This window comes from Maricaulis maris (assembly GCF_036322705.1).
GTDB lineage: Bacteria > Pseudomonadota > Alphaproteobacteria > Caulobacterales > Maricaulaceae > Maricaulis > Maricaulis maris_B.
Map to the genome: position 1 here is coordinate 1,906,700 of NZ_AP027270.1, position 25,454 is coordinate 1,932,153.

At 64.6% G+C, this 25,454-nt stretch carries 25 protein-coding genes; 9 read left to right on the forward strand and 16 right to left on the reverse strand.

The genetic code is table 11. The features are described 5' to 3' along the window. Nucleotides 1–2: 2 nt before the first annotated feature. Complete coding sequence (gene pdxH / locus AAA969_RS08960; protein WP_338245682.1) at nucleotides 3–671, reverse strand: pyridoxamine 5'-phosphate oxidase; 669 nt, start codon at nucleotides 669–671, stop codon at nucleotides 3–5. Nucleotides 672–759: 88 nt separating this feature from the next. Between pdxH and AAA969_RS08965 the strand changes: the two genes are divergently transcribed. The 4 genes from AAA969_RS08965 to AAA969_RS08980 all read left to right on the forward strand — a co-directional run bounded on the left by AAA969_RS08965 (nucleotide 760) and on the right by AAA969_RS08980 (nucleotide 4,923). Next, a complete protein-coding gene (locus AAA969_RS08965) occupies nucleotides 760–1,269 on the forward strand; it encodes a hypothetical protein (RefSeq protein ID WP_338245683.1) in 510 nt (169 codons plus the stop codon). A 49-nt stretch (nucleotides 1,270–1,318) separates the two neighbouring features. Beyond that, nucleotides 1,319–2,410: a chorismate synthase gene (aroC, locus tag AAA969_RS08970; RefSeq protein ID WP_338245684.1), complete on the forward strand. Its 1,092-nt coding sequence runs from the start codon at nucleotides 1,319–1,321 to the stop codon at nucleotides 2,408–2,410. A gap of 126 nt (nucleotides 2,411–2,536) precedes the next feature. Beyond that, the gene (locus AAA969_RS08975; protein WP_338245685.1) at nucleotides 2,537–3,925 is read left to right on the forward strand and encodes a glycine zipper domain-containing protein; all 1,389 of its coding nucleotides are present in this window, start codon (nucleotides 2,537–2,539) and stop codon (nucleotides 3,923–3,925) included. A 185-nt stretch (nucleotides 3,926–4,110) separates the two neighbouring features. Then, the gene (locus tag AAA969_RS08980) at nucleotides 4,111–4,923 is read left to right on the forward strand and encodes a hypothetical protein (protein ID WP_338245686.1); all 813 of its coding nucleotides are present in this window, start codon (nucleotides 4,111–4,113) and stop codon (nucleotides 4,921–4,923) included. Nucleotides 4,924–4,942: 19 nt separating this feature from the next. Here the strand turns inward: AAA969_RS08980 and AAA969_RS08985 are convergent, their stop codons facing one another. The 12 genes from AAA969_RS08985 to AAA969_RS09040 all read right to left on the reverse strand — a co-directional run bounded on the left by AAA969_RS08985 (nucleotide 4,943) and on the right by AAA969_RS09040 (nucleotide 15,105). After that, nucleotides 4,943–5,677, reverse strand: a complete 735-nt coding sequence (locus AAA969_RS08985; RefSeq protein ID WP_338245687.1) for a TlyA family RNA methyltransferase — start codon at nucleotides 5,675–5,677, stop codon at nucleotides 4,943–4,945. A gap of 1,155 nt (nucleotides 5,678–6,832) precedes the next feature. After that, nucleotides 6,833–8,758: a 1-deoxy-D-xylulose-5-phosphate synthase gene (dxs, locus tag AAA969_RS08990; protein WP_338245688.1), complete on the reverse strand. Its 1,926-nt coding sequence runs from the start codon at nucleotides 8,756–8,758 to the stop codon at nucleotides 6,833–6,835. A 14-nt stretch (nucleotides 8,759–8,772) separates the two neighbouring features. Continuing rightward, nucleotides 8,773–9,660: a polyprenyl synthetase family protein gene (locus AAA969_RS08995; protein ID WP_338245689.1), complete on the reverse strand. Its 888-nt coding sequence runs from the start codon at nucleotides 9,658–9,660 to the stop codon at nucleotides 8,773–8,775. Nucleotides 9,661–9,721: 61 nt separating this feature from the next. Continuing rightward, nucleotides 9,722–10,075: a tRNA-binding protein gene (locus AAA969_RS09000; protein WP_338245690.1), complete on the reverse strand. Its 354-nt coding sequence runs from the start codon at nucleotides 10,073–10,075 to the stop codon at nucleotides 9,722–9,724. A gap of 2 nt (nucleotides 10,076–10,077) precedes the next feature. Then, nucleotides 10,078–10,326, reverse strand: coding sequence for an exodeoxyribonuclease VII small subunit (locus AAA969_RS09005; protein WP_338245691.1), 249 nt, complete (start codon nucleotides 10,324–10,326; stop codon nucleotides 10,078–10,080). A 76-nt stretch (nucleotides 10,327–10,402) separates the two neighbouring features. Then, complete coding sequence (locus AAA969_RS09010) at nucleotides 10,403–11,002, reverse strand: histidine phosphatase family protein (RefSeq protein ID WP_338245692.1); 600 nt, start codon at nucleotides 11,000–11,002, stop codon at nucleotides 10,403–10,405. Between the two features lie 74 nt (nucleotides 11,003–11,076). Continuing rightward, complete coding sequence (locus AAA969_RS09015) at nucleotides 11,077–12,009, reverse strand: histone deacetylase family protein (protein WP_338245693.1); 933 nt, start codon at nucleotides 12,007–12,009, stop codon at nucleotides 11,077–11,079. Nucleotides 12,010–12,072: 63 nt separating this feature from the next. Next, nucleotides 12,073–12,480: an SET domain-containing protein gene (locus AAA969_RS09020; RefSeq protein WP_338245694.1), complete on the reverse strand. Its 408-nt coding sequence runs from the start codon at nucleotides 12,478–12,480 to the stop codon at nucleotides 12,073–12,075. Between the two features lie 419 nt (nucleotides 12,481–12,899). Next, nucleotides 12,900–13,772 (reverse strand): SDR family oxidoreductase, encoded by an 873-nt coding sequence (locus tag AAA969_RS09025; RefSeq protein WP_338245695.1) that lies wholly within the window; start codon nucleotides 13,770–13,772, stop codon nucleotides 12,900–12,902. A 45-nt stretch (nucleotides 13,773–13,817) separates the two neighbouring features. Next, nucleotides 13,818–14,570, reverse strand: a complete 753-nt coding sequence (gene lepB, locus AAA969_RS09030) for a signal peptidase I (RefSeq protein ID WP_338245696.1) — start codon at nucleotides 14,568–14,570, stop codon at nucleotides 13,818–13,820. An 8-nt stretch (nucleotides 14,571–14,578) separates the two neighbouring features. Further along, nucleotides 14,579–14,899 (reverse strand): YbjQ family protein, encoded by a 321-nt coding sequence (locus tag AAA969_RS09035; RefSeq protein ID WP_338245697.1) that lies wholly within the window; start codon nucleotides 14,897–14,899, stop codon nucleotides 14,579–14,581. Further along, nucleotides 14,896–15,105 carry a hypothetical protein gene (locus tag AAA969_RS09040; protein WP_338245698.1) on the reverse strand — a complete coding sequence of 70 codons (210 nt, stop codon included), beginning with the start codon at nucleotides 15,103–15,105 and terminating at the stop codon, nucleotides 14,896–14,898. Before AAA969_RS09040 ends, AAA969_RS09035 begins: the two co-directional genes overlap by 4 nt. 333 nt (nucleotides 15,106–15,438) lie before the next feature. Between AAA969_RS09040 and AAA969_RS09045 the strand changes: the two genes are divergently transcribed. From AAA969_RS09045 to AAA969_RS09055, 3 genes are all read left to right on the forward strand, one after another. Then, complete coding sequence (locus AAA969_RS09045) at nucleotides 15,439–15,735, forward strand: DUF4870 family protein (protein WP_338245699.1); 297 nt, start codon at nucleotides 15,439–15,441, stop codon at nucleotides 15,733–15,735. Between the two features lie 179 nt (nucleotides 15,736–15,914). Then, nucleotides 15,915–16,976 (forward strand): sensor histidine kinase, encoded by a 1,062-nt coding sequence (locus AAA969_RS09050; RefSeq protein WP_338245700.1) that lies wholly within the window; start codon nucleotides 15,915–15,917, stop codon nucleotides 16,974–16,976. Between the two features lie 10 nt (nucleotides 16,977–16,986). Next, on the forward strand, nucleotides 16,987–17,775 hold the full coding sequence (locus AAA969_RS09055; protein ID WP_338245701.1) for a LytR/AlgR family response regulator transcription factor: 789 nt from the start codon (nucleotides 16,987–16,989) through the stop codon (nucleotides 17,773–17,775). Between the two features lie 119 nt (nucleotides 17,776–17,894). On the opposite strand, the gene AAA969_RS09060 is transcribed toward AAA969_RS09055, so the two are convergent. After that, nucleotides 17,895–20,855 (reverse strand): TonB-dependent receptor, encoded by a 2,961-nt coding sequence (locus AAA969_RS09060; protein WP_338245702.1) that lies wholly within the window; start codon nucleotides 20,853–20,855, stop codon nucleotides 17,895–17,897. 667 nt (nucleotides 20,856–21,522) lie between these two features. After that, the gene (locus AAA969_RS09065; protein WP_338245703.1) at nucleotides 21,523–22,050 is read right to left on the reverse strand and encodes a helix-turn-helix transcriptional regulator; all 528 of its coding nucleotides are present in this window, start codon (nucleotides 22,048–22,050) and stop codon (nucleotides 21,523–21,525) included. A gap of 105 nt (nucleotides 22,051–22,155) precedes the next feature. Between AAA969_RS09065 and AAA969_RS09070 the strand changes: the two genes are divergently transcribed. After that, nucleotides 22,156–22,860 (forward strand): cytochrome b/b6 domain-containing protein, encoded by a 705-nt coding sequence (locus AAA969_RS09070; protein ID WP_338245704.1) that lies wholly within the window; start codon nucleotides 22,156–22,158, stop codon nucleotides 22,858–22,860. A 73-nt stretch (nucleotides 22,861–22,933) separates the two neighbouring features. Here the strand turns inward: AAA969_RS09070 and AAA969_RS09075 are convergent, their stop codons facing one another. Further along, nucleotides 22,934–24,691 carry an acyl-CoA dehydrogenase gene (locus tag AAA969_RS09075; protein WP_338245705.1) on the reverse strand — a complete coding sequence of 586 codons (1,758 nt, stop codon included), beginning with the start codon at nucleotides 24,689–24,691 and terminating at the stop codon, nucleotides 22,934–22,936. A gap of 153 nt (nucleotides 24,692–24,844) precedes the next feature. On the opposite strand from AAA969_RS09075, the gene AAA969_RS09080 reads away from it, so the two are divergent. Beyond that, nucleotides 24,845–25,453: a YceI family protein gene (locus AAA969_RS09080; protein WP_338245706.1), complete on the forward strand. Its 609-nt coding sequence runs from the start codon at nucleotides 24,845–24,847 to the stop codon at nucleotides 25,451–25,453. Nucleotide 25,454 lies beyond the last annotated feature (1 nt).

Genomic DNA, 25,454 nt, shown 5'->3' on the forward strand with positions numbered 1-25,454 from the left:
CGTCAGGGGTATAACCGGCTCACCGTCCAAGTCGACCCCAAATCCGGCCTGTCAAAAAACATTCTATCATGAAGACGGAAGGGCCGATCACGCCAGAATTCCATTTTCAGCGGGCGAATGCGAAAGCCCGACCAGTGCGGCGGACGCGGGACTTCGCCGAGACCGAAACGGGCGGCCTCGCGAGCGACGGCCTTTTCCAGCGCGAACTTGCTTTCCAGCGGGCGCGACTGTTTGGAGGCCCAGGCGCCGATCCGGCTGTCGCGGGCGCGGGAGGCGAAATAGGCGTCGGCCTCGGCCTCGCTGACCGCCTCGACCTGGCCCCGCACCCGGATCTGGCGACGCAGCGACTTCCAGTGGAAACACAGCGCGGCCTGGGCATTCTGCGCCAGCTGGCCGCCCTTGCCGCTCTCCAGATTGGTGTAGAAGACGAACCCCGTCTGATCGAGGTCCTTCAGGAGCACCATGCGGACATCGGGCAGGCCGGAGGCGTCCGCCGTGGCCAGCGCCATGGCGTTCGGGTCGTTGGGCTCCGACTTCTTCGCCTCGGTCAGCCACTCGGCAAACAGGGCAAACGGGTCCTCGCGATCAAAGATCTCCGCCGCATTGGCGTCCGTGGTTTTGGCATAGGCCTCGGCGTCGGGGCTGGGCGGAATGAGTTTGTCGTCGGACATCGGCGTACTCCCTGAGTGTGAGCGCCTAGGTACGCCGATCGAAACCGGCGTCAACCTTTCAGGAATCTTCTCGCGCTAGAACAGGCGGATGACATCGCGTGTTGAGAGTATGGATGCCGCTTATGCCGTGCTGGGCCTCGCCCCGCCGGACGGCATCGAGGCTGCGCGCGCGGCCTTCCGGGGCCGCGTGAAGCGGCTGCACCCCGATGTCACCCCCCCGACCCAGGCGACCCTGTCGGAACTCGCCCGCATCGTCGCGGCAATGGATTTCATCCGCGCTCATGCGCCAGTCTGTCTCGAGATCGAGATCACGACCGATCAGGCGGCTCGCGGACTGACCCGGACGCTGCGCCATGGCGACAAGCCGGTGCTCGTGCGCATTCCAGCCGGCACCCGCGACGGCACCAGCCTGCCCGCAATCGGCGAGCCCGGCATACAGGTTACCATCCGGCTGCGCATTGGCGCAGGGATGACGGACACGCCGCAACCCGATTTCCCCGACGCCGCCGATCTTGATGCCTTCATGCACGAATTCTCGCGCCCGTCGGTCAATGCCCGCCTCGCCCGCTGGATCCGCAAAGCGCAGTCGGCGGCGTGACGTGACGGCAAGCTGTGTCTAATCTGCCCGCATAGCAGGCGGATACACCATGTCTCACAACACCTTCGGACACCTCTTCCGGGTCACCACCTGGGGCGAAAGTCATGGCCCTTCGATCGGCGCCGTCGTCGATGGCTGCCCGGCCGGCATTCCGCTGAGCGAGGCCGACCTCCAGCCCTTCCTCGACCTGCGCCGTCCCGGCACCTCGCGCCATGTCACGCCGCGCCAGGAGCCCGACCAGGTCCGCATTCTCTCCGGCACCTTCGAGGATGACCGCACCGACGGGCCGGTGACCACCGGTACGCCGATCAGCCTCATCATCGAGAATGTCGACCAGCGCTCGAAGGATTATGGCGCCATCCGCGACAAGTGGCGGCCGGGCCATGCCGACTACACCTATGACATGAAGTACGGCATCCGCGATTATCGCGGCGGCGGACGCTCCTCGGCCCGCGAAACCGCGATGCGGGTCGCGGCCGGCGGTATTGCCCGCAAGGTGCTCGGCGACGGCATCTCGATCCGCGCCGCCATGGTCCAGATGGGCGAACGCGCCATCGACCGCTCGCGCTGGGACTGGGACGCGGTGCACGACAACCCCTTCTTCTGTCCGGACGCGGAAACGGCAGCGCTTTGGGAGGCCGACATGGACGCCCTGCGCCGCGCCGGCTCCTCGACCGGCGCCATCATCGAGGTCGTCGTTTCCGGTGTTCCGGCCGGCTGGGGCGCCCCGGTCTACGCCAAGCTCGACAGCGAGCTCGCCGCCGCCATGATGACCATCAATGCCGTGAAGGGCGTCGAGATCGGCGCCGGCTTCGCCTCGGCGGCAATGCGCGGCGAGGATGCCGCCGACGAGATGCGCATGGGCGAGGATGGCCCGGTCTTCCTGTCCAACCATAATGGCGGCGTGCTGGGCGGGATATCGACCGGCCAGGACCTGACCATCCGCTTCGCCATCAAGCCGACCTCCTCGATCATGGTCGAGCGCCGCACGCTGGATCGCGATTTCGAGGAGACCGTGATCGAGACCCGGGGGCGCCACGATCCCTGCGTCGGCATCCGCGCCGTCCCGGTCGGCGAAGCCATGGCCGCGCTGGTTCTGGCTGACCAGAAGCTGCGGCACGCCGGCCAATCCGCCTACTGATCAGCGTCCGGATCGCGCCTCACCACAAAGGTGAACCCCGCGTTCATCTTCGGCTCATACGCGAATCTCTACGGTCGGGGCAGATTGGCCGGGTCTGTCCGGCGATACCCCATGGAGGATACCCGTATGAAGCAGCTCAAGCGCAAATGGCTTGGCGCCTCGCTCGCGTCGCTCATCCTGGTTCCCGCCCTGATGACACTGGCCCCGGCCGATGCCCAAAGGCGCGGTGGCGGCGATGAGTATCAACGCGACGGTGGCAATGAGACCGGACGCGGCGCCCGCCGTGGCCCGGATCGCGAACGCCGCAGCGACGCCACGCCAAACCGTCCGCAACGCGAAGCCCGGGTAGACCGGCCGCGCCGCGACTCCGGCCCGGCGACACGACCGACATCGCAGCCCGGTCCCGACCGCGGCCCCCGTCCTGATACCCGCCCCGGCGGACGCGGCCCTGATACCCGCCCCGGCGGCGGACGCGGTCCGCAAACCGGCAATCCCGGCCGTCGCCCGGATACGCGTCCTGACCGGCCGCGCCGTCCCGATACCCGCCCGGGTGGACGTGGTCCCGATGTCGGCAATCCCGGCCGTCGACCGGATACGCGTCCTGACCGGCCACGCCGTCCAGACAGCCGCCCGGGTGGGCGTGGCCCTGATGTCGGCAATCCCGGCCGTCGCCCCGATACGCGTCCTGACCGGCCGCGCCGTCCCGATACCCGCCCGGGTGGTCGCCGGCCTGATGTCGGCAATCCGGGCCGTCGCCCCGATTATCGTCGCCCCGGCGACCGTCGGCCGGATGCACGAGGACCGGGTGGCTATCGTCCGGACACACGTCCGAACCGCCCCAATCGTCCCGGTGCCCATCGTCCCTGGCGCTCCGACCGGCCTTTCGCCGGTCATAATCCGCGCCGCTGGGACTATGCCGGGCGTCGCCATAATTTCTATCATGACCAGCGCCGCCACGAGTCCAACCGGCGCTGGATCCGGCATCTGAACCATGGCTGGTCGAATGCCCGCTATTATGGCCGCTGGGGTCCGTCGAGCCGCTGGCGCTATGACACCCGCTATTACGACCATGGCTATTCCAACCGCCAGTTCGCCTATTATGACGGCATCTGCCGCTATAACAGCAATGGTGACGGCGCCGTGGTCGGCGCCCTGCTGGGCGCCCTGATCGGCGGTTACGCGGCCAGCGATGACAGTGTCGGTGCCGGCATCCTGCTCGGCGCAGGCTTCGGCGCCGTGCTCGGCAACAGCATCGACCGTTTCGATGATTGTGATCGCGCCCAGTATCAGTACGCGATGAATTACGCCTTCGAATACGGTCAGCCCTATTACTGGGGCAACCCCTATTCCGGCGTCCGCGGCACGGTGATCATCCGCGAGACCTACTACAATGCCGGCGTCGAGTGTCGCTGGGGTGATGCGGAAATCTACATGCCGGACGGGACGTACAATTACGACCGCGTGCGCATGTGCCGCGACCCCTATGGTGACTGGCAGGTCGCGTCCTACCAGTAGGCGCAGGCCGGGGATCCGCGCGCCCGTGTTCGTGGGTGCGCATCGGAGAAAGGCCGACCATCACAGGTCGGCCTTTTTCTTGCGTGATGTTCATGGAACTGTTCATCCCCGGCTCATCGACGAGACGCTAGAACGGGATCAACACCGGCGATGATTGGCCGGACAGATCCGAATTGGAGGTAGAGATGAAACTGCTGACCCCAACGCTTCTTGCCGCGACGGCCCTGAGTCTCACTCTGCCGTCCCTTGCCGAAGCCCAGAACTACCGCAATGCGCAGGATTGCGAATCCGACCGCCAGGGCCGTCAGGTCGCCGGCGCCCTGATCGGCGGCATTCTCGGCGCGGTGATCGGCAATGAACTCGCCGATGACAGCAATAACAACCGTCACAGCCGGGACAGCCATTACGGTCGTGGCGGCCGCGGCGGTCATGACCGCTGGGGTCGCGGGCGGGGCGCCCGCTACCAGCACCGCGATCGCGGCAATGCCGAGGAAGTCGGCACGATTGCCGGCGCCGGTGTCGGTGCCCTGATCGGTGCCGGGATTGCCGGCGGCGATGATTGCAACCGCACGCGCCAGGCGCCGCGAAATGCCTATCCGGGCAAGCCGAACGGCTATTACCAGGACAGCGGCTACGCCGGTGGCGGCTATGAGGACGGCTATTATGACAACCCGTCCCGGGACGGGTATGGCAGCAATGACGCCTATTATGACGACGCCTACGCCAACGGTTACGACTATGGATCGTCCGGCGAGCTGCTCGGCGGCCCGCAGCGGGCCGAGCCGGCGCGGACCTACAACACCTCGTCCTATGACGCCTCGTCCTATGACGCCTCGTCCTACAACGCGTCCTCCTACAACGTGAACAGCGCAACCGGCGCCTGCCACTGGTCGCAGACGCGGCGGATGGATGCCTACGGGCAGGCCGTCACCGACCAGGTCTACATGTGTCAGGGGTCCGACGGCATCTGGCGTCCGGCCGACACATACGGTCAGTAATCACAGGCCAGACCGGCTTTCAGCCTTGGTCAGGGCGGGCGGCGGCAATAAGGTATTCCCGATTGCCGTCGCCCCCTTCGATTGGACTGTCCATGACCGTGCGTACCGAAAAGCCTTCCAGCCCGTCCAGAGCCGCTCGCACGGTCGCGACCGCGTCGTCACGCGCCTTTTCGCTTTTCACCAGACCCCCCTTGCCGATCAAGGCCTTGCCGACCTCGAACTGGGGTTTGATGAGCGCGATCAAATCCGCCGTCGGCGCCGCCAAAGCCAGGGGCCGGGCGATCACTTTCAGCAAGGAAATGAAGCTGGCATCGCAGACCACCAGCGAGGGCGGCTCGGAAAACAGCTCCGCCGCCAATGACCTGGCATCGGTCGCCTCCAGGGACGTGACCCGCCGGTCGGCCTGAAGCGAGGGGTGCAACTGCCCCCGCCCGACATCCACCGCATAGACATGCCGCGCCCCGCGCGACAACAGCACCTCGGTGAACCCGCCGGTCGAGGACCCGACATCGAGGCAGACCCGATCCGCCGGATCCACCCCGAACCCGTCCAGCCCGGCCACCAGCTTGAGCGCCGCCCGCGACACCCAGGGATGCGCGGCCTCGGCGACAATTTCGGCCCCGTCCGCAATCTTCTGAGACGGCTTGGTCAGCTTGACCCCGTTCGCCGACACCTTCCCCGCCGCGATCGCCGCCTGGGCCCGCGCGCGGGTGTCGAAATGACCGTGTTCAACGAGATAGAGATCGGCGCGCATGGGCGGGGTCCGGGGCGGGGTTGGATAGGGGGACAGTTTAGCGGGGCCTGCGTGGTGGGCCAGACGGTCGCGCAGGTGGAGCGCCGGGATGACAAACCCCGTCCTGTTATCTCCCGATGCTTCCCAACCTCCGTCATCCCACGGCTTGTCCGGGGGACCTCAGCTCACCTGCCAGCTGGCTGGCTGAGGTCCCCCGGATGCCCGCCTCGCGGTCACCGGGGGATGACGGTAGGGGTGCGGATCAATATCTTGGAAACAAGGCGCCCGGCGCACACCCTGCCATCAACTCCTTGACGGGAGTTCGCCGTATCGGGTTTTTGAGCGCGAGGGTGAAACCGCGAAGCGGCGGCTTTGCCGCCCTTGACCTGAAGACCCGGATACGGCGCGATCTCGGCAAGGGGAATATGGTGGGGTGAGCACCGCGGGCGCTGTCCAGGACACGCTGATTACTGTGTCAGTCACGGTTTTGCGCGGCTTCTCGGACGTCTCAAGCTGGCCTGAGAGCCGTTCCGTTTTCCCCATCCCAATACCGATCAAGGACATTCTCCAGATATTCTCCGCAGGACGATTTCAGGCCGCCGGCCACGTAGGGAGGTCGTTTCAAGAACAGCAAGTAGCTCCGGTCGTATATCTGATGTTTTTTCGTATGAAATATCAGAGAATTGTCAGACATATCTAAGACGACTTGATCGAGGTCATCCCAAGGCAGGAATTGTCGACGCGACCTGCCTGGCCAGAACGTGATACCCGACGCGCTCAACTCACAGGCGGGGCCATGCCATGATCTCGGCCATCCTCGGCGCCATTCAAGCCACACGCCACCGCCCAGAACCACAGTAGACGCAAACAGCAACGCCAATGAGCTTTCGCCAGAATTCTGTATCGCCGCATAGAGCAGTGCAAATGTGACTATCGCGAAGAACGCGATTGGCAGGGCCCGTTTCAATTCGATCGAAGCGTAAAATCGAAGCGTGCCTTGCCGCTTTTCAGATTCTGGGGTCTGCGCATCCATATTTTTGTGAATACCGAGCAGCTGGCGCCGTAGCAACTCTTATAAAAACCACGACAGGCACCATTCAGCCCGGCTCTCCCATCGGATAACCCGGCCCGTGAAAATGACCCGTCCGGACTGGGGCCGGTTGATGGGGCCCGCCCCTAACCCGCGATCAGCGCCGCCGCCACGCGCTCGGCCGCGGCATCGTCCTTGCCCATGGCTTCCAGCGCCTTGGCGGCGATGTGGCGGGCGTTGAGGCCGGCGGTGTCATACATGTCGAAGGGGGATTCCTGGTCCTGGAAGACATCCGGCAGGGTCAGGGTGCGGATGCGCAGGCCACGGTCGAGCGCGCCCTTCTCGGCCAGCAGGTGCAGCACGAAGGCGCCGAAGCCGCCCATGGCGCCCTCTTCCACCGTGATCAGGACTTCATGCTCGCGCGCCAGGCGCAGGATGAGGTCCTCGTCCAGCGGCTTGGCGAAACGGGCATCGGCGACCGTGGTCGAGAAGCCCTGCGCGGCGAGCGCGTCGGCGGCCTTGAGGCTTTCCTCGAGACGGGTGCCGAGCGACAGGATGGCGATGCGCGAGCCCTCGCGGACGATGCGGCCCTTGCCGATCTCCAGCGGCTCGATCACGTCCGGGATGGCGATGCCGGTGCCATTGCCGCGCGGATAGCGGAAGGCGGACGGGGCATCGTCGATCAGGGCGGCGGTCTTGACCATGCGCGAAAGTTCGAGCTCGTCGGCGGCGGCCATCAGCACCATGCCCGGCAGGGCGCCGAGATAGCCAATGTCGAAACTGCCGGCATGGGTCGCCCCGTCAGCACCGACAAGGCCGGCGCGGTCGATGGCAAAGCGGACGGGCAGTTTCTGGATCGCCACATCGTGGACGACCTGGTCATAGCCGCGCTGCAGGAAGGTCGAGTAGATCGCAGCAAAGGGCTTCATGCCGTCGGCAGCGAGGCCGGCGGCGAAGGTCACGGCGTGCTGCTCAGCAATACCGACATCAAACATCCGGTCCGGGAAACGGTCCCCGAACAGGTCGAGCCCGGTGCCGCCCGGCATCGCGGCGGTGACGCCGACGACGCGGCTGTCGGCCTCGGCCTCGCGGATCAGCTGTTGCGCGAAAACCTTGGTGTAGGACGGGGCTGCCGCCTTGGATTTTTGCTGCTCGCCGGTGATGACATTGAACTTGGCGACGCCGTGATACTTGTCGTCGGCCGCTTCGGCGGGGGCATAGCCCTTGCCCTTCTGGGTCACCACATGGATCAGGACCGGGGCGCTGTCACCGTCGCGCACATTGCGCAGCACCGGGACAAGCTGGTCGAGGTCATGGCCATCAATCGGGCCGACATAGCGAAAGCCCATCTCCTCGAACAGCGTGCCGCCCATCGCCATGCCGCGCATGTATTCCTCGGCCCGGCGCGCCGCCTCCTCGACCCGAAACGCCTTGGCGACGCCCTTGCCGAGCTTGCGGATCGAGCGATAGCCCTGCGAGGAGACGAGGCGGGCGAAATAATGGCTCATCGCGCCGACCGGCGGGGCGATGGACATGTCATTGTCGTTGAGGATGACGATCAGGCGGCCGCCGATATGGCCGGCATTGTTCATCGCCTCATAAGCCATGCCGGCCGACATCGAGCCGTCGCCGATGACGGCAATCACATTGCGCTGCTCGCCCTTGAGATCGCGGCCGACGGCAAAGCCGAGCGCAGCCGAGATCGAAGTCGAAGCGTGGGCGGCGCCGAACGGGTCGTACGCGCTCTCCGAGCGTTTGGTGAAGCCGGACAGGCCGCCAGGCTGGCGCAGGGTGCGGATGCGGTCGCGACGACCGGTCAGGATCTTGTGCGGGTAGCACTGGTGGCCGACATCCCAGATCAGCGTATCGGTCGGCGTGTCGAAGACATGGTGCAAGGCGGTGGTCAGTTCGACCACGCCGAGGCCGGCCCCGAGATGGCCACCGGTCACCGACACCGCATCAATCGTCTCCGCCCGCAGTTCGTCGGCCAGCGTCTTGAGCCGATCGAGCGGCAGATTCTTGAGATCGGCCGGGGACGAGATGGTGTCGAGAATGGGGGTTTTCGGTGCCATGGACATGCGGCCTTTCACGAGCGCCGGGCGAGGATGAAGTCGACCGCGTCTCTCAAAACATCTGCGCGTGCACCGAAAGGTTCAAGGTGGTCCTTGGCCTGTGCGGCCAAGTGCCGCGAACGGTCCTGCGCGCCTTCGATACCCAGAATGGTGACGAAGGTGGCTTTTCCTTGACCGGCATCCTTGCCGACCGCCTTGCCCGCCTCACCGGCATCACCCGTCGCATCCAGAAGATCGTCGGTTATCTGATAGGCCAAGCCGAGATCATGGGCAAACCCCTCAAGCGCCCGCCGCACCGGGTCATCGACCTCCTTGAGGATGGTCGCGCTCTCGACCGCATAAGAGATCAGCGCGCCGGTCTTCATGCGGTGCATGCGGGTGACCACAGAAATGTCGAACTGCTCGGTCTCGGCACGGATATCGATCATCTGCCCGCCGACCATGCCATACGGGCCGGACGCCCTGGACAGGCGCTCGACCAGGCGCGCGCGCACACCCCCGCGGGGATGGGTGTCGGGATGGGCGATAATCTCATAGGCCATCGCCTGCAGGCCGTCGCCGGCCAGAACAGCGGTGGCTTCGTCATAGGCCTTGTGGACGGTCGGACGACCGCGCCGCATGTCATCATCATCCATGCACGGCAGATCGTCATGGATCAGGGAATAGGCGTGGATGCATTCCAGCGCGCAGGCCGCGCGCAACACGCCGCGCTCGTCGGCATGAACCAGATTGCCCGCCTCGATGGCCAGAAAGGGCCTCAGACGCTTGCCCGGCCCGAGGGCGGCATAGCGCATCGCCGAATTGAGGTGGGCTTCAGGCCCTTCGGCGCGTGGCAGAAGCGCATCAAGCGCGACCGTCACCCGATCGGCATGCTCATTGAGACGCTGTTCGAAATCTTTCATCGAGCCTGCCTGTCTGTCCCGCCTGCCCGGGTCTGCCGGTGAACGGGTCTGCCTGTTCTGTCTAGTGCAATCGCGACCCGTTGGGCACGGACTGGTCCGGCGCCATCAGCACGATCTCTCCCTTGCCATCAGAAACGCCGAGAGTCAGCACTTCCGACAGCATCGGCCCGATCTGGCGCGGTGGAAAATTCACTACCGCCAACACCTGCTTGCCGACCAGGGCGGCCGGCGAGTAGTGCGCCGTGATCTGGGCCGAGGACTTCTTCTCGCCGAGCTCGCCGCCGAAATCGATCCAGAGCCGGATGGCCGGCTTGCGCGCCTGCGGAAAGGGCTCGGCGCGGACCACGGTTCCGATGCGGATGTCGAGCTTGAGAAAGTCCTCGATCGAGACTGTGTCGGGGGTCGCCTGCGGCATGGCTAGTCGAAACCGGCCGGCTCGGTGGCCGGCTGACCGTCCTCACCGCGCACGATTTTCTCGACCTTCAGTTCGGCCGCCTTGAGCTTGCTGTCACAATGCGCCCGCAGCGCGGCGCCGCGCTCATAGATCTCGATCGAGCGTTCGAGTTCGACTTCACCGGACTCCAGCTGGCGGACAATGCCTTCCAGCTCGGCCAGCGCTTTCTCGAAGCTCAAGGTCGCAATGTCGGCATGGGGCTCAGCGTTCATCACGTCTCTCCGTTGTCGGTTTGAACCGGAATTCGGGCCAGCATAGGAAGCCCGTCGCGGCGCGGCAATCAGTCCGTCAGTCGCCACGATACTCATAGCGGCGCCAGGACCAGTAGCTGTCGCCACCATCGCGGACGCAGACCCATCCGGCGGCTTTCAGGTGCGGCCGCATCATGCGGTTGAACCAGCCATGGGCGCAGCACACCACCGGTCCGTCCTCGGCCGCGGCGATCAGGCGGGCAACCGCCCGTGCGGCACGCGCGTCGGCCTCGACGCGGCTTTCGCGGCCGCGCGACTGGCCCAGCCACCAGGTGCAGCGCGCGAACACGCCCCAGGTCTTGGCCATGAAACGGCCCGGCCAGGGCGGCGGCGGCAGCTCGGCCTCGACGAAATCGTCCTCGATGACCAGCTCGCGGCCTGGCGCGACCGCCTGGGCGGTCTCGATGGCGCGGCGCAGGGTGGAGGCAAAGATGGTCCGCGCGTCGACGGCCTGTGCCTTCAACGGCTCGGGCGCGACCTGACCCTCAACCAGCGGCGCCGGCTGATAGGTATTGTCCCACCAGTCCTCATAGCCACGCCAGTCCATCATCGCCTCGCGATTGGCGAGCGGCTGGCCGTGTCGGGCAATGGTGATATAGCCGGGCCGCGCGGGCTTGGCGGTGTTCATGTCTGTCATACGGTGTCACGGTCACGCGCGGGGGCAAGCGCATCAGCCGGCGCGCCCCGTCGCAGCCTGGCAGAGAAATTCGATCAAGCCTCGGACAGCGCGCCGACAAAAGCCGCCGCCGATCGCCCCAGGGCCGGACAGTCGTAGCCACCCTCCAGCACGGAAACAAGCCGCGATTGGCTAAATTCACGGGCAATGCCAGCCAGTTGCCGCGCAGCCCAGGCATAGTCGTCGCTGTGCAGGCCCCAGCCCCCCACCGGATCATCCGCATGCGCATCAAATCCGGCCGAGACGAGGACCAGTTCCGGACGCACGCGCTGAAGGGCGGGAATCACCTGGGTCTCGAACCGCGCCCGCCATTGCGCGCCGGTGACACCGCCCGGCATCGGGCAGTTCAGCACATTGCCGTTGAGCCCGGTCTCGCCCTCGCCTCCGGTACCCGGATAGAGCGGTGCCTGGTGCAGGGAGGCGAAGAAAACACGGTCATCCTGCTCGGCCAGGCATTGCGTGCCATTGCCGTGATGGACATCGATATCGACAATGGCGACGGTTGCGAGGTCGTGCACGTCAAGCGCATGCAAAGCCGCAATGGCGATCGTGTTGAACAGGCAGAAGCCCATCGCGCGGTCCGGCTCGGCATGATGTCCGGGCGGCCGCGCCAGGACGAAGGCCGCGCCTCCGGCGTCTGCCACCACCCGGTCCACAGCTGCCACCGCACCGCCGACCGCGCCCAGCGCGGCGGCCGCCGAGCGGTCACAGACCAGCGTGTCCGGATCAAGCCCCACCCAGTCTCCCGGCCGGGCCGCCGCACAGGCGCTCAGCACCCGGTCAACATGTTCGGCGGTGTGAAAGCGCGCCACATCCGGCATGCCGCCCGCAGGCGCCTCGACCCAGTCACAGCCGGGCAGGCCAAGCAGCGCCTCACGCACCGCCTCATAGCGACCGGCATGTTCGGGGTGACCGGGCGGGACCGCGTGGAGGCGGCTGGAGGGACTGTCATGGATCGTGGTTTTCATGGTTCCAATGTGAAGCCTTCATGCCGCGCTTTCCAGCCCGCGTGTGTGCCCGGCCCGGCCGCGTCAGGCCGGCATCGCGGCGCCATTGTGGTGGACCGGCGTCGGCAGCAGCACGACGTCTTCCATGAACTGGCTGTAGTCGCAGAGGATTTCCTCGCCCGGATGGATGTCCCGACGGGCCTCGCCATTGCCATCGGCGCGAAAATCGAGGTTCGGCTCGCCGCTATGATTGAGGAAGCGGGCATGGTCGCCATCGAGCAGATAACCGTTCAGCCCGCGATCGAAATAGGCATAGCGCTGCATGTACTGGCGATAGACTTGCGGGCGCTCGACCAGCTGGGCTTCGGTGAGGATGAGGTCGACCGCCGGGTCGAGGACCCAGACCAGCGTCCCCGCCGGGATGAATTCGGACGCAAAAACGCCCAGCCCTTCCAGCGGGCTGGGGGCAAGATAGGTGTCCACGAGAAGCATGGATCTGTCACTCCGACCGGCCGCGTCGACGGCTGGCGATGGATCAGCGGCGGACCCCGAGACAGGCCGACCGCGGAGTGCGACGCTCCAGACTCCATATTGGGGATTTGTGAAAAAGCGCAAGCGGGATTCTGGCTTCGGCGGGCGCTATTCTACCTGCCCCGACAAGCCGTTCCGCGTGCTCAGAGCACACCGCTCTGGATCCAGGCAATGGCAAAGCCGACCGCGAGTCCGGCGATAACGAGCACACTTACCCACCCGCTTGCCGATCCTGTCCGCCTCATGCCCACCCCCTCGTCTCGGTATGACGGGGCAGATGCTAGCTGTGAATCGGATTCAGGCAACGCCTAAGTTGTGACACGTCATGAAACGGCACCCAGGGTGCACGCGCGCGCGCGCCCGGATGCCGGCCACCGGGCCTAATGGCCCAGCGACACGTCCATGATCTTCACGCCGGGAGGGGCGGCCGGCTCTTCCGGCACGAAGAAATCCGGTAGCAGCTCGAGCGAGGGATCGTAGGAATACTGGTCGAGATCGCGCTCGCCCTCCTCCCACAGGAAGCTGTCATCAATAATGAAGTTGCCGGTGAAGTCGGCGGCCGGCTTGTTGAGGACCTTGTAGGCTGTGTCGGCGAGGATTTCCGGCTTGCGGCAATTCTTCATCGCCTCGTCATTGGCAAGAACATTGGAGATGGCGGCGGTCGCCACGGCGGTACGTGGCCAGATCGCATTGGCGCCGATCCTGCCCTTGAACTCCTCGCCCCAACCGAGGATGCACAGGCTCATCTGGTATTTCGCCGAGGTGTAGGCGACATGCGGCCCGAACCACAGGCCGCGCATGTCGAGCGGCGGGGCGAGCGCAATGATGTGCGGGTTCTCGGCCTTCATCAGATAGGGCAGGCATTTCTGCGTGGTCAGGAAGGTGCCGCGACCATTGACCTGGTGCATCAGGTCATAGCGCTTCATCGGCACATCGGCGGTCGGCCGCGGATAGATGGCGGAGGCATTGTTGATGACCGCGTCGATCCCGCCAAAGCGGTCAACCGCCGCAGCGACTGCCGCCTCGACCTGGGCCTCGTCGCGGATATCGCATTTGACCGCGAGGGCCTGACCACCGGCCTTTTCAATGGCCGCGGCCGCCGTGTGGATCGTCCCCTCGAGGCGCGGATCCACCGTGTCGGACTTGGCCGCGATCACGATATTGGCGCCATCGCGGGCACAGCGCTCACCGATCGCCAGACCGATACCGCGCGATGCGCCCGTGATGAAAATCGTCTTTCCCTTGAGGCTCATGCGCCCTCTCCCCGTTTGATGGTCGGGGCAGAGACTAGTGCGCGTCTAGAGCCCGCGCCAGACCCGGCCGCGCGGACAGTACAGACCCTGCTCCTGGCGACAGCGCTCCAGCGTGAAGAGGACGGTCTCGGCACGGCCGATCACATTCTCCAGCGGAATGAAGCCGGGACCGCCCGAGGCGCGGCTGTCACGCGAGGCGTCGCGGTTGTCGCCCATGGCGAAAACAGTACCCGGACGCACGGTGACCGGCCCGAAATCATCGAGGTCGTAATTGTCGCCGCGTTCATAGATCTCGTGTTCGCGACCACCGGGCAGGACCTCGGTGTAATGGCTGACGGTGACGGCCTGGTTGGAGCGATCCTCGCGATAGGTGCGAATGTCCTCCAGCAGGCGCGGGGCGACCTCGCCATTGATGTAGAGGCGGCCCTCACGGACCTCGATCACATCGCCGGCGACACCGACCACGCGCTTGATCAGGTTGCGCGGCGGGCTCTGGTTTTCGTCGCGGAGCACCACGACATCCCCCCGGCGCGGCTGCGACCACGCAATCCGGCCATTCCAGCTGTCCGGCAGGACATAGCCAATCCCCAGCGGCAGGGAGTGGACGGAATAGCCATAGGCCCATTTGGAGACCAGCACCCGGTCACCGACTTCCAGCGAGGGCTGCATGCTTTCGGACGGGATGTGGAAGGCGGCAAAGCCGAAGGTCACCAGACCTAGCCAGACCGCCGCAACACCGCCGATGAACCGCACGGTTTCCAGGATTTCATCGGCCGCACGGCCAGCAAGACGCTTCATCAGTGGACTCATTTCAGTTTCACAGCCGTTCCGTAGGCCAGGATTTCCGCCGCACCTTCCATGACCGAGGAGGTCGTCAGGCGCACCGTGATGATGGCATCGGCGCCCAGCTCTTCGGCATGTTTGGCCATGCGGTCGAGCGCCTGCTCGCGCGATTCAGACAGGAGGCTTGTATACTCCGGCACCTCGCCACCGACCAGGTTACGCAGGCCGGCGATGAAATCACGGCCGAAAAAGCGGGCGCGCACGACATTGCCGCGGGCGACACCGACCACGCGGTCGATCTCGCGACCGGGCACGGTGTCACTCATGGTCACGATCAGGCTCATTCTTCATTCCCTTGCAAGACAAGCTGGTCCGAACGGGCCCGCCAATACATCAACGCCACGCCCAGGGCCGGACAACCCGTCGCCGCGAGCCACAGATAGCTCTCCGGATAAGGCAGATACCAGCCGGCCAGCAAGCCGGCCGCGAGCAGGCCAAGGAAGGCCAGACCGCCACCGATCACCAGAACCGGGATCATGATATCAAGCACTCTGCCTAACATGGGCTGAACACATCCTGACCGTATCGATACGCCATTCGATACGTCGAATTCGCGCCACAACCAAGAAGCCTGCCTGTCAATGACGGTATTTTAAGGCGCCGCCGTGGCCGCAAGGACGCACGAAGACGCCGCGAGACCATTCGAGGGAGTGGGCGGGGGACTACGCGCGGACCTGTCCCGCTTGGCGAGACGGGGGCGCTCTGCCACTCTGGCCTGCAAGGAGATTTGCGACATGTCAGACACGATCATCGAACCCGGCTCGACCCAGGCCACGGACCGCGACGACAAGCTCTTCGCCGCGCTCAATTACGGCCTCTTCCTGTGATCGGCAACATCATCGGTATCACCAGCATCCTGGCCGTGATCATCGCCTATGCCCGGCGCGAGCGCGCGCCGCACTGGCTGCAGTCGCACTATACCTTCCAGATCAAGTCTTTCTGGGCCGCCCTGATCGGCATCCTGGTCTGTACCTTCATGATCATGACCATCATCCTGTCGCCCTTCGGCGCCATGGGCCTCGGTCTGATCTGGCTCTGGATGCTGGTCCGCAGCGTGGTCGGCCTCATCCGCCTGCTCGACGGCCGCGGCCACCCCGACGCCGACGCGATGTGGGTGTAGGCAGCGGGCGAAACCGAGGCGCTCGCCTTCAATTGCGATGTCGACCCGAACATCGGTCGAATGGAGCCCTCATTCGACCAACGACCTAATTGTGCGACGAACGACATCCCGCCTCCGGCGCTTCGTGCTAAACGAAGGCAATGCCTTTGACCGTACGCACGATTCCCTGGCGCAAATGGATGCGCAGCTTGCGAATCGGCTACCGGCTCGGAGGGCTGGCGCTCTATGTTGCGCTGGCCATCTGTCATTTTTCGGCCGGCTCTTATTTCCGCATCCTGATCGGCGAGCCCATCCAGCCCGAAGACGTTCGCTTTTTTCTGGTCACCAACGCCTTTCACGCTGTCACGGTCCAGATTGCCTGGGCTTACATGCGCGCCGGACATCGCAGCTGGTGGCATATCGGCCTGACGCTTCTGGCCTCGATGTTCATAACCTTCCTGATCAATGACGCGTCTTTGAACGACCTCTACATCCTGAGAGACATCCCGCTCCAACAGCGACTGGCTGTTCTGTTCTTCGAGTATGCGCGCGAGAATTTGCTGGTTCACGGGGGCTGGTATGCCGGCATGCTGATCCATGCGCAAAGGCAGTCCGTCATGCGCTCAAAGCAGGACGGGCTCGCACTGGAGAAATCACTGGCCCAGGCCCGTCTGGCGGCACTTCAGAACCAGACCAATCCGCACTTCCTGTTCAACGCCCTGAACACCGTCAATGCGCTGATCGGTGCAAATCGCTCCGACGAAGCCAGTACTGCGGTGATCAAGCTCGGCGCTTTGCTGCGCAACAGCCTCAAGGGCGATGTCAGCCCGATGGTGACTGCCCGGGAAGATGTGGAAAGCGCGCAGATCTATCTCGATCTCGAGCATTTGCGGTTCGGCGAGCGACTTGACCTGCGCTGGGATGTCGACCCGGACTGCCTCGACCGGGTCGTACCCAGTTTTACGCTCCAGCCGCTGCTGGAAAACATCGTGAAACATGCTGTCGCCTGTACTGAAAACCGGATCGAAGCGCGGATAGAGATCGCGTCGGGTCCGCATGGAAATCTGAACATAATTGTCTCAAATTCGATCGCTGGCAGCCCGGTGGCTAATCCCGCCGACCGCACAGGACTGGGACTTGCCAATCTGGGTGAGCGTCTGCGGCTGTTGTGCGGTGAGCGCGCAACGCTTGTAGCGGGCCCCGATGGCGAGACGAGGTACCGGGTCGAGATCTCCATCCCCCGCCAACCCCTGACCGAATAGCGACGACGTCATGCTCAAAGTCCTGCTTGTCGATGATGAACCCCTGGCGCTGGCAAACCTGCAACGCATCGTCGAGGGTTTCGAGGATGTCGAGGTCATCGGCAGCACCGGCTCCAGCACAACGGCGCTGCACATCGCCAAGCGGCAGCGCCCGGATGTGATCCTGGTCGACATCGAAATGCCCGGCATGAACGGCGTCAATTTTGCCCGCGAGATCAAGGCACGGATCCCCGTGCAGATCATTTTCGTGACCGCCTACAATCAATACGCCGTCGACGCCTTCGATGCCGTGGCTCTGGACTATGTCCTGAAACCGGTGGATCCGGAGCGACTGGCCGCGTCGCTCGACCGGGCCTGGACACAAGCGCTGGTCGGCCCGATCCTCGAGGCCATCGACCAGCGCGCCGCGACCCTGAAGGGTCCGCTGACTGACCGCCCTGAACCTGAGGCCGAGACGGTTTACTGGGCCCCCACCGACGGTGGGCTGGTACGGATCCTCCACGAGGATATCGACCATATCGAGGCGTGCCGCGACTATGCCTACATCCATACCCGGTCGAAGAAATACATGGTCCGCGAGACCATGACCGCACTGGAGGGCAGCTTTGCCGGATCGGCGCTGCGCCGCATTCACCGCTCGCACATCGTCAATCTCAACCGCATCCAGGCCATCCAGAGCACTGCCGGCCGGCGCGTCGTCCTGTCCTGTGGCACCGCCCTGCCCGTCGGCCGCAAATACTACGATCAGCTCCGCGCCGGGCTGGCGCCGACACCGTCCACAGCCACGCCCAGCCAATAGCCGCTCCGGCTGCGCCAACATCCGGCCACCACTCGGTTCGGCACCACCAGACACAAAAAAGGCGGGTCCGTTGGGACCCGCCTTTCCTCTGCTTGCTCTCGGGCAGGCATGTCGTCAGATCAGAAATCCCACGACAGACCCAGGCGCACGCTGCGCGGCGACTGGTAGCCGATCGGCTCGCCATAGGTATTCGTGGTCGTACCGCGGCTGTTCACATATTGCGCCGGCACGTTGAGACCATCCTCGCCGACCTCGTCAACGTCCGTCACGCCGGAATTGTCAAAGACGTTGAAGATATCCACCCGGAAGGTGGGCTCACCGCCGAACGGAAGATGCGTCGGGCGATACACGAAGTTCATGTCGAGATTGTACGTCCAGTCCGACTCCAGCTGGGAGCCACGGGGCGTCAGTGTCGAGTTGCAATACCAGGACGCCGCTCCGTACTGCTGGGCGAAGTTGTCAGTCGGGTGGTAACCGATACAGCCGAAGCTGCGCGGCGACGTCGCCTGGAAGCTGGCCCCGACTGTGAACACGTCGTTGACCTCGAAATAGCCCCAGAGCTTGAGCTTGTGAGCCCGGTGGTTCGGCAGTTGACCATCGGTCCCGTCGGTCAGGCCCGGCGTATCATAGTCGATCGTGATCCCGGCATCATCCTGACCATTGTCCGACTTCACAGGGCCCTCGTAATTGCCCTCGGAGTTGGAGATCGTCCAAGAACCGTTCAGTGCCCAGCGGTCCGCGAACGCCCGCGAGAACGTCAGCTCGAGCGCCTCATAGGTGTTGGTCGGGGTCGGATAGCCGAGATCGTCCGGAGATAGCTCGGCCCACTGGCCGCCGCCCGGCAGGTCCGGCAGATAGACCCGCATCGTCTCGCCCGGATTGGTCAGCACGTATTGGTGGAAACCGGTCCAGATCGCATCACAGCCGACAATCGCATTGTCGTTGCAATAAGCCAGGACGGCCGCATCAATTGCTCCATCCTCGATAGTCGTGACGAGCTCACGATGGGTATAGCTCAGGCCGAAGTCCCAGAGGTCATTCATCATCCAGCGGGCGCCGAGAATGAACTCATCCTTGAACATCGGATCGAGATTGGCATCGGTGACTTCGCGGGGGTCATTCAGCTGACCGTCGGCGAAGACAGAGTTCGCGAACGGCGTCGCCGCGAGACCGGTCGGACGGAAATCCGCACCGATTCCGGTGAAGGTGTACCAGTCCGAGGTATAGGACTCGCGGCCGGCCTGGCGGATATTGGTATTCGTCGCCACCGGCAGGAAGTAGCGCCCCCAGAAGCCAAAGAGCTCGAGACTGCCATCCGCAAACACATCATAGCTCGCACCGATACGCGGCGCGATCTGGTTGCTGAGCTCGACGAAGGTGTCGCCATCCAGATTGCGGTTGTCGAAGGTCTCATTGCGGATACCCAGGTTCAGCGTGAACTGGTCAGTGACCTGCCATGAGTCCTGGATGTAGAACGCGGTCTGTGTGGTCTCGAACGAACCGACATTGTTGTAGTTGATGAGACGAACGCAATCCTCGCCGGCAGGGCCACCCTGCGACTCACACACCGCCGAGCGGTAGTAGAGATAGTAGTTGCCGTCGCCGGTATAGACGCTCTCCTCGTCTGCCCGCAGCTCCTCGCGGTCCATGCCGAAGCGGATATTGTGTTCGCCATAGAAGTTCGCGAACACGTCCACATCTGCCCGGAACAGTTCACGGCGGTCTTCACCGCGCACCACGCTGAGGTTCGAATAATTGGTCAGGAAGGTCCCGTTGCGCAGATCCCGGATCGCCGTCACATTCGACGTGCTGGGTACGGTCGACTGGTTGAAGGTCTGCGTCCCGTAGGTCACCGACAGGGTCATCCAGTCAGTCAGGGCGCCGGTGTAGTTACCAATATAGACGTCGCCACCGGCCATATAGTCGGTTACGCCACTGTCCGAGGCGAAGGTGTAGTCATTGTCGGTGACGGTCACCAGATTGGTCTGGCGCGTGGTGGTCCGGCTGTCAGAGAAAGCCGTGAACTCCAGCGTATGCCCTTCGAAGAGGTTGGCATCCAGCTTGACGCCCCAGAACGGGTCATCGCTGCGGTCGATGGTCTGGGTGCCGCCTTCGCTGACATTGATGGATTCCCGGAAGCGCGGCGCGTAGAGCGTGTAGGCAAACAGCCGGTCAGGAATGACCGGACCGCTGGCCCAGACACTCATGTCCGTTGAGGTGCCCTGGTCGAAACGGTTCGCGGCGTAGACGGTGTCCGGCGCATCGGAGCGGAGCTCATCCGGCGAATAGTAGGCATTGAAGCCCCAATGGAAGTCATTGGTGCCCGACCGCGTCACCGCATTGGTGACGCCGCCGGTCGCCCGGCCAAACTCGGCCTGGAAGCCGCCCGTTTTCACTTCGACCTGCTGATAGAACTCGAACGGGACCGTCGAGGCGCCCGTGAAGTTGCGGAAATCGGAGATGTTCATGCCATTGATGTAGAACGCGTTCTCGCCCGCTGAGGAGCCAGAGATCGAGGCCCCGCCAAAGTCGCTGTCGGCTTCGACCGTTCCCGGCGCGAGCAGCGTCAGCGAGTCGAGGCTGCGACCGACCGGGATTTGCGCGAACACTTCAGCGACGTCGAGCGTGATACCCGTCTCAGCGACCTGGAAAGTATTCGCCTGCACCGCGGTGCCGGTCACGGTGATCACATCGGCCGAAGACGAACCGCGGGTCATCTGGAACCCGTACTGCGTGGTGCCACCGACATTGACCTGCACCATGCCATTGGTGATCGGCTGATATCCGTCGCGGCGGATGGTGATGGAGTATTCGCCGACCGGCAGGCGACCGACGAAGAAGCCGCCATCCGCGCCAGAGGACACGGACCGGGTGGTCCCGCGCGCCGTATTGACCATGGTGATCGTGGCGCCCGCGATGGGTTGGCCGGATTCATCCGTGATCTGGCCATTGGCGGCGCCGGTTGTGTAGGACTGGGCCTGGGCGGCCGGTGCGAGCACCGCTCCGACGCCGACGGCACCGGCAAAAGCCAGGCCGACGCACGCGGTCGATGCCAACAAAGTATGACGAACAGATTTCATGGTAGTCCCCTTGTTAGACGCATAAATTCGGGGACCCGGGCCTGACACGTGGCCCGAAGGTCGGCCGCAGCCGCCTCGGTGGACCGTGCTGCCCCCCTCTCCCCGAACCGTTCTCTCGGCGTTCGAAGACCCGGAACGGAATGGAGGTCCTAGGGGCGCGGGATGACCGGGGCCACGCGCCTTGCAATCAGACCATCCCGATTTGCGATGAAGCGTCGGCGGTCGCGACGAATGATCGCTGGACGAGACGAAATGAGAGGTCGTCTTGCTGCGCCGGTCGTTGAACGCCCGGCCACGGCTCCGATGCCTGCGCCTCGCGACACACGCTTCAGACCGGGCTCTGTGGGACGGTTCAGGAAACAAGCTGCCAGCCAAGCCTGGCCGGGCGGCCCCTCGTCTGTGGCGAAACCGGAACGCAAACAGCGCCGCGGCCCCACTCCGACTGCGAGGCGTCTCAAAAGGCGGACCGAGTGAGAACAGTCCGCCTAATGAGACTCGCCTCGCGGTGAGCACTCGGAGGGTGCGATGGGCACGCGGCCCAACGCCCCCTCTTGCTAGGGGCGGATTTTCCAGCAGCCAATAACTGTTCGACCGATGCCGCAGACTTCACGACGAAGGCCTGTCGCCCGCGACCAACGGCGACATTCAGGCGAACGGGCAGGCGCGCTCAGCCCGCGGCAGGCTGTGACGCTCCGGCGTGCGGGGGCAGAAGGTCTTCGAGGAAGAAGGCCGATAATTCGCTGCGGCCGGACAGGTCGGCCTTGGCGTAGACCGACCGGGCCTGCTCACGGGCAGTGCGCTCGCTGGTGCCGCGGACCTCGGCAATCTCCTTGTGACTGAGCCCCTTGAGCAGGAGAAAGCCGATCTCGGCCTCGGCCTGGGTAAAGCGCCAGTCATCGAACTGGCTGCGAATGGCGGCGCTCAATCCCTGAAGCAGGGATTGATGCTCGCGGCGCCAGCGTTCGGCATCGTCACGCGCGCGGGCCAGATCGGTGGAGACGCGACCAAAGCGCCGAAGCATGGTCACCATGCCGGTCAAAGCCGCGATCAGCACACTGCCTTCCAGAGCGATGTGGAGCGCTCCGACACCGTCCCGGCTGTCCAACAACAGATCGAGTCCGATCAGGACCGCGATCAGTCCGAAGATCGCGGCGGACACGATGCGGGCCAGTTTCTGTCCTGCCTCATCTGACATCAAAGCGTCTCCTGTCGTGGATTTCACCGGACCTGTCGTTTGACGCATGGCGCCTGCGCCGCGTTTGGCCGATCAGATCGATCACAGATTTCACGAGGTTCAACTATGAACGCCACGCCAAAACAAGCAGAAACCGTCCGCGTCTGGGATCCGATCGTGCGCATCGGGCACTGGGTGATCGTGATCGGCTTTTTCACCGCCTATTTCAGTGGTGACGAGTTGCCCGGCATCCATACCTGGGCCGGCTATGTCGTCGCCGGAACGGTTCTGGTGCGCGTGATCTGGGGCCTGGTGGGCACCCGGCATGCCCGCTTCGCCTCCTTTGTCACCGGACCGCGCGGTTTCATTCGCTACATGAAGGGCCTGTTCGCAAAGAAGGCCGACCGTCACCTCGGGCACAACCCGGCCGGCGCCGCGATGATCATCGCACTGCTGATCGCGCTGACCGGAACCACCGTGTCGGGGATGGCCCTCCTTGCCGCTGAGGACGGCCGCGGCCCGCTGGCCGGCGTCATCGCCTCGCAGGACAGCGGCGCCACCGTGCAACCGGGTGTCCCGGGCGGAGGCGAGGCCTATGGCGACCGCGATGAGCGTCGTGGAGGCCGCTATGAAGAGGATGATGATGAGGGGCATGAAGGCGGCCATGAAGGTGGTTCAGGCGAGACGCTGGAGACCATCCACTCGGCCTTCACCTATCTCACGCTCGCCCTCGTCGCCCTGCACATTCTCGGCGTCATCGCATCGAGCCTGATCCATCGCGAGAATCTGGTTCGCGCCATGGTCACCGGTCGCAAGCGCAAGTCCGACTGACGACCCGCGTTTCGGCAGGGTGACGAACCGCCTCCTCCGGCCCGCGCCGGAGGAGGCGGATTGTCGGAAGCGCCTACAGCCCGAAGCCGACCTCGTCGATCATGTCGGCGCCCATGGTGATGTCGTCGACGCGCGAATGAGCCAGCGTCATCACGGCCTCGGCGTAGAAATTGGCCAGCGCGATCCGCTGTGCCGCAAAGGCCGGATCGCCGACATTTTCCTTCTGGCGGCGACGGGCCGCGACGGCCCCGACGCAAAGCAGCCAGCCGCCAACCGTTTCACCGGCCAGGGTCAGGAAGGGCGTGGCCCCGGCGAGGCGGTCGGCCATCTCGGCTTCGGCCAGCCAGTCGGCGGCCTCCTGCAGCGCTTCCAGACTGTCGCGCAGACGCTCGCCGAGCGGCGGCAGGTCCGGATGCGAGGAGGTCAGGCAGCTTTCGATGGTCTGGTCGATATCGGCATAGAGCTCGTCAAACGCCGCGCCGCCGGCCATTGACAGCTTGCGGCCGACCAGGTCGATGGCCTGGATCGCATTGGTGCCTTCATAGATCGGCGTGATACGGGCATCGCGGAGATGCTGGGCGGCACCGGTTTCCTCGATATAGCCCATGCCGCCATGGACCTGGATGCCGGCCGAAGCGACTTCGACGCCGATATCGGTCGACCAGGCCTTGGCGATCGGGGTGAGGAGTTCCTCACGGCGCTTGGCGGCGGCGCTTTCCTCGGCATCGTCGGAATAATGGGCAAGGTCGGCGGCCACGGCACAGGACACACAGATCGCGCGAGAAGCGGCGATCTTGGCTTTCATCAGTGACAGGGTCCGCTTGATATCCGGGTGATGGATGATCGCGTGCGGACCGGGACCCTCAGCGCCGATCGCCTTGCCCTGCTTGCGGTCCATCGCATAGGCCAGGGCCTGCTGATAGGCCCGCTCGGCGATGCCGACACCCTGCACACCGACATTCAGGCGGGCCGAGTTCATCATCGTGAACATGCAGCGCATGCCGGCGTTTTCCTCGCCGATCAGCCAGCCGGTCGCGCCGGCATATTCCATCGTGCAGGTCGGCGAGCCGTGAATGCCCAGCTTGTGCTCGAGCCCGATCGCCTTGAGCGAATTGGCCGAGCCGTCGGGCAGGATTTTCGGAACCAGGAAGAGCGAGATGCCCTTGGTTCCCTCCGGCGAACCGGGCGTGCGGGCGAGGACCAGGTGCACGATATTCTCGGCACAGTCATGATCGCCCCAGGTGATGTAGATCTTCTGGCCGGAGACCGCCCAGCTGCCATCGGCATTCGGCTCGGCCTTCGAGCGCAGCGCGCCGACATCGGAGCCGGCCGACGGCTCGGTCAGATTCATCGTGCCCGACCATTCGCCGGTGATCAGCTTGGGCAGATACAGGGCCTTCTGCTCGTCCGTGCCGTGCTCGATCAGCGCCTCGATGGCGCCATAGGTCAGCATCGGGCCGAGACCGAAGGCGAGATTGGCACCCTGGATCATTTCCAGCACCGCCACACCGAGCGCCCGCGGCAGGCCCATCCCTCCGACATCGCTGGGGAATTGCAGGCCCTGCCAGCCACCTTCGACGAATTGGGCATAGGCTTGCGGAAAGCCGGTCGGCGTGGTCACCGCATCATTGGCCAGCTTGCAATGTTCGGCATCGCCAACCTTGTTGAGCGGCGCAAGCACGCCCTCGGCGAGCTTGGCGGCTTCCTCAAGAATGGCCCCGGTCAGGTCGGACGAGAAATCGGGAAAGGCACCAGTGGCCTTCAGCCCTTCGACGGCCGCCACTTCTTCCAGCGTGAAACGCATCTCGTCGACGGGCGCGCGATAGGACATGACCAACCTCCTGCTTGTTTGCCTGACTGGCATTTCATGTGTCGGCGAACATAGCCTCAACGCCGTGTGAAGCGAATCCGGAAACAGTGTTTTCTCCATCGCGACGAAAGGTGTGGCTTTATCGCGACGCCGGAACGCCCCATAGTCGACGGCATGATCACACGCACCGCCCTTCTGGCGCTTTCGGCCTGCGCCCTGGCCCTGACCTCCTGCGCGACCCCGACCACCGACCCCCGACAATTGCCGTCCGGCGACTGGTCGCTCGATGAGGCCCATGCCAGCGTAACCTGGCAGGTCCAGCACATGGGGCTGAGCTGGTATACCGGCCGCTTCGATACGCTCGACGCCACCCTTACCTTCGATCCTCAACGCCCCGGCGAGTCCGAAGTCACCGCAATCATCGACGCAATGTCGATCTCGACCGGCGATCCGGACTTCGACGCCGAGCTGGCCGATGGCTGGTTTCACGCCGACCGGCATCCGCAGATCGTCTTCCAGAGCACCGCGCTGACGGTGACCGGAGCCAACACGGGCGAGCTGTCCGGGGAGCTGAGCCTCAATGGCGTGACCGCTCCGGTGACGCTCGACGTGACCTTCAATGGCGGCCTGACCAATCTGCTCGAGGGCCGCCCGGCCGTCGGTTTCAGCGCGACCGGGACACTCGATCGCGACACCTTCAATATCGGCAATTTGCCGCACAGCCTTGTCGGCCCGACCGTGCGTATCCTGATCGAGGCTGAATTCCTGAGAGAGGGAGACTGAG

Bases quoted from the DNA above. Each gene is read 5' to 3' on its own strand.
- AAA969_RS09005 (WP_338245691.1), bottom strand. From the start codon at position 10,326: ATGAACGCTGAGCCCCATGCCGACATTGCGACCTTGAGCTTCGAGAAA.
- AAA969_RS09010 (WP_338245692.1), bottom strand. From the start codon at position 11,002: ATGACAGACATGAACACCGCCAAGCCCGCGCGGCCCGGCTATATCACC.
- lepB (WP_338245696.1), bottom strand. From the start codon at position 14,570: ATGAAGCGTCTTGCTGGCCGTGCGGCCGATGAAATCCTGGAAACCGTG.
- AAA969_RS09025 (WP_338245695.1), bottom strand. From the start codon at position 13,772: ATGAGCCTCAAGGGAAAGACGATTTTCATCACGGGCGCATCGCGCGGT.
- AAA969_RS09035 (WP_338245697.1), bottom strand. From the start codon at position 14,899: ATGAGCCTGATCGTGACCATGAGTGACACCGTGCCCGGTCGCGAGATC.
- AAA969_RS09000 (WP_338245690.1), bottom strand. From the start codon at position 10,075: ATGCCGCAGGCGACCCCCGACACAGTCTCGATCGAGGACTTTCTCAAG.
- AAA969_RS09075 (WP_338245705.1), bottom strand. From the start codon at position 24,691: ATGTCCTATCGCGCGCCCGTCGACGAGATGCGTTTCACGCTGGAAGAA.
- AAA969_RS09050 (WP_338245700.1), top strand. From the start codon at position 15,915: ATGCGCAGCTTGCGAATCGGCTACCGGCTCGGAGGGCTGGCGCTCTAT.
- pdxH (WP_338245682.1), bottom strand. From the start codon at position 671: ATGTCCGACGACAAACTCATTCCGCCCAGCCCCGACGCCGAGGCCTAT.
- AAA969_RS09070 (WP_338245704.1), top strand. From the start codon at position 22,156: ATGAACGCCACGCCAAAACAAGCAGAAACCGTCCGCGTCTGGGATCCG.
- AAA969_RS08980 (WP_338245686.1), top strand. From the start codon at position 4,111: ATGAAACTGCTGACCCCAACGCTTCTTGCCGCGACGGCCCTGAGTCTC.
- AAA969_RS09015 (WP_338245693.1), bottom strand. From the start codon at position 12,009: ATGAAAACCACGATCCATGACAGTCCCTCCAGCCGCCTCCACGCGGTC.
- AAA969_RS08975 (WP_338245685.1), top strand. From the start codon at position 2,537: ATGAAGCAGCTCAAGCGCAAATGGCTTGGCGCCTCGCTCGCGTCGCTC.
- AAA969_RS09055 (WP_338245701.1), top strand. From the start codon at position 16,987: ATGCTCAAAGTCCTGCTTGTCGATGATGAACCCCTGGCGCTGGCAAAC.
- AAA969_RS08965 (WP_338245683.1), top strand. From the start codon at position 760: ATGACATCGCGTGTTGAGAGTATGGATGCCGCTTATGCCGTGCTGGGC.
- dxs (WP_338245688.1), bottom strand. From the start codon at position 8,758: ATGGCACCGAAAACCCCCATTCTCGACACCATCTCGTCCCCGGCCGAT.
- AAA969_RS09020 (WP_338245694.1), bottom strand. From the start codon at position 12,480: ATGCTTCTCGTGGACACCTATCTTGCCCCCAGCCCGCTGGAAGGGCTG.
- AAA969_RS08995 (WP_338245689.1), bottom strand. From the start codon at position 9,660: ATGAAAGATTTCGAACAGCGTCTCAATGAGCATGCCGATCGGGTGACG.
- AAA969_RS09065 (WP_338245703.1), bottom strand. From the start codon at position 22,050: ATGTCAGATGAGGCAGGACAGAAACTGGCCCGCATCGTGTCCGCCGCG.
- aroC (WP_338245684.1), top strand. From the start codon at position 1,319: ATGTCTCACAACACCTTCGGACACCTCTTCCGGGTCACCACCTGGGGC.
- AAA969_RS09080 (WP_338245706.1), top strand. From the start codon at position 24,845: ATGATCACACGCACCGCCCTTCTGGCGCTTTCGGCCTGCGCCCTGGCC.
- AAA969_RS08985 (WP_338245687.1), bottom strand. From the start codon at position 5,677: ATGCGCGCCGATCTCTATCTCGTTGAACACGGTCATTTCGACACCCGC.
- AAA969_RS09060 (WP_338245702.1), bottom strand. From the start codon at position 20,855: ATGAAATCTGTTCGTCATACTTTGTTGGCATCGACCGCGTGCGTCGGC.